Genomic DNA, 2,962 nt, shown 5'->3' on the forward strand with positions numbered 1-2,962 from the left:
CACCTACACGAACACAGGTGTTGTTCGTAAAGTCGATGTGCTCCACAGCATCAAGCAGAACTTGGACAAAGTCAGTGGTAGTGTAAGGGGAATTCTTCCCAACAACGCAAAATATATCTTCTAGAAACCGTTTATTTTACTTTCGAATCTACTGCTATATTAAAAACTATTGTCCTCTATTATACATTCACACCAGACATAAGAAACAATTACTCCCCTACCGCTTTTCTGTCCTGTACAATATCAATGGCCATGTCATTACTCGAGGTTTCCAGCCAGTTCTCACCGTCTTGGGTATACTGATCAACATGGGCGTCACTGTTCCCAAGCTCGTAATAGGTGCTCATGGTTTCAGAATGTGAGACTATCCTAACCTTATCATAATTTCCATTCAGCAGCTGGCAATCAAAAGGTTGATAATTCCACAGATATTTTGTGGTGATATTGGAAAACGTTACAGTATTGATGGTAATATCTACCTGCCCTTCTGAGGTTCTAAACTTTACTGCACACTGACCTTCAGGAACATCAAGATCAATAAAGATGACCCCATATCCCTTTGTGTTGGAATACGCAACCTCTGGAGATCCTAAATCACCACTCTCAAAATGGTTCGTTAACTGTATATCACAATCCTCAGTACAGGATTGAGGATCAATTTGTTTTGCTGCCCCATCGACTCGTTGGTCAGCACGAGAAATATTCTTCACCAATAGACTACTCAGAATAACAACAACAAGCACTAAAACACCAATCATCAGATATGACCATGAAAAGATACCTCTTTTTCTTAGCCTCATTTTTCTCACCTTGCTACGCAAAATAAGAAGCTACACCAATAGGTGTTATATAAATGTTATTCAAATTGTTAGTACGTATTAACATGTCTATAGTCCTGTTATCAGTATGGACAAGACAACTGTGAAAAGTAAAGCAGCAAGAGAATAAAAGAAATTAAAATAAGGTTTAACGTAAGACTATTTCGTTATCATCATCTTCCTCGTTGCTGTACCTTCTGGCGTTTGTAAGCTATAGACATACACTCCTGAAGGAACTCCTTGTGCATTCCAGGTGACAGCATGCTTTCCAGGTGAAAGAACACCTTCTTGAAGTATTTGAAGAATTCTTCCGGGTTGAAGGGATTGGGATGATTCTGGCTAAGGTATAGTCTTTGCTCCAACAGTGGACTCTTACCTTGAACATTTACCATAGGATCATCGCTAGGCACATACCCATACTCACCGGTGTGATGCCGATCATGCATAAACATTGGCCATGGCTGCATTGTCGAATCAGGATTCCAGGTGTTTGATCCTAAATCCCAACAATACAAGTTGCCATCTGCTGAACCTACCAAAAGTTCAGTCTGACCATCATTATCAATATCTCCAACTGCTGGTGAAGATCCAATCTCTCTCCCTGTGGGAATAGGGAACTCTGGCGAAAGATACGAACCATCTTCAGTAAACACATGAACCCTACCATCCATTGTACCAATAGCAATATCTAATCTCCCATCATTATTCATATCAGCAACAACAGGTGAACTGGAAATTTCTGAACCAAGACTTTTTGGCCAAGCGGGATTTAAGTAAGATCCATCCAACTTGAGAATATGGAGTTGCCCATTATCATAGGAAGCAACTACCATTTCTAAAGTCCCATCCTTACTAAAATCTGCCAATGCCGCAGGTGAGGGCCATATTCCACTTCCCAATGGTTTTGGCCATGCTGGACTATAATTCTCACCGGTTTTTCCATCAAGGACATAGAGCGAATTATCATCGGAGCCAATAACCACTTCTAAACTTCCATTGTTATCTATATCACCGATAGCAGATGATGATCCTACTGCGCTTCCGGTTATCCTCTGCCAAAGAGAGGTTCCATCATGATTAAATGCATAAATGGTTTTACTTGGATTTGATCCAAGAACAATCTCCATTTGACCGTCGTTATCGATATCAGCAGTCGCAGGAGTTGATTCTAAGACATTGTTTTCGCCAGTATTTACTGGCCAGCCCGGAAGATCTGTACCATCGTGTTTTTTAATATAGACTTTACCATCAAAAGAGTCGAAGATATTTTCTAGCTTACCGTTTCCATCCAAGTCTCGAAGTGAAGGTGATCCAATAACCCAATCTCTGGTATCATACGGTGTACCAGGCATATTTGCACCATCCAATGAAAAGGCATAGACTTTACTGTCATTAGAACCTGCGGTTACCTCTACCTCACCAGCACGATCAATATTCCCTATAGCAGGAGATGTTCCAACCCTATCTAGTGCATATTTCGGTTCAGTAACGAACTCTCCTCGGGAATTAACTACGTACATACCACCATCCCAGGAACCAAATGCAACGATGGATTCTCCATTCGGTTGTTGGTACAAGGTTGGCGAGGATATAGGTTGGCCAATACTGATAGGAAATCCTGGTTGCGTACTAATTTCAAGTGCCTGAGCTGGTTGGGCATTAAAGCTAGGAGAGAGTGTCAGAAAAGGTAGTGCTCGAGAAATAGTTCTCAATGGTCCTGAACTCATCATATTTTGGTACAGATGTTGCATGTCCATTTATTTCACCTCCACGGTGATCTTTTTAGGTGATCTAGGATAATGATCATCTTTATGAAATCCCACTTCCAAATCAGGATCGGTTACAACACCATCCATGGTTTTATCATACCATATTTCGACATTATACACATAGCTTCCTTTCTGTGCTGTTACTGGTGGTTGCACACCGATGAGAAATACATGCTTCTCGATTTGCTTAATCTTTACATCTTGATTGAGCTCCACAGAACTTATCCAGCTCATGGCTTGCTCTGGAGCTATAGTGATCGGCGTCCTATTTTCGGTGTAAGCTTCTTTAAACTCGAGGTTCAATTCAAACATATCCATACTGCTCAGCACATTCATCACACCAACACTGAAAAGAGCGAGTTCTCCTGGTGCAAC

3 protein-coding genes are annotated in these 2,962 nt (G+C 41.2%); all 3 read right to left on the reverse strand.

The window, feature by feature from the left end; genetic code table 11:
- Nucleotides 1-209: 209 nt before the first annotated feature.
- A complete protein-coding gene (locus HYW21_07700; protein MBI2549206.1) occupies nt 210-800 on the reverse strand; it encodes a hypothetical protein in 591 nt (196 codons plus the stop codon).
- A gap of 191 nt (nt 801-991) precedes the next feature.
- Complete coding sequence (locus tag HYW21_07705) at nt 992-2,575, reverse strand: VCBS repeat-containing protein (protein MBI2549207.1); 1,584 nt, start codon at nt 2,573-2,575, stop codon at nt 992-994.
- On the reverse strand, nt 2,576-2,962 hold a 387-nt coding region (locus tag HYW21_07710), incomplete at its 5' end, for a hypothetical protein (GenBank protein ID MBI2549208.1).

Source organism: Candidatus Woesearchaeota archaeon (genome assembly GCA_016187565.1).
Classification (GTDB): domain Archaea; phylum Nanobdellota; class Nanobdellia; order Woesearchaeales; family JACPJR01; genus JACPJR01.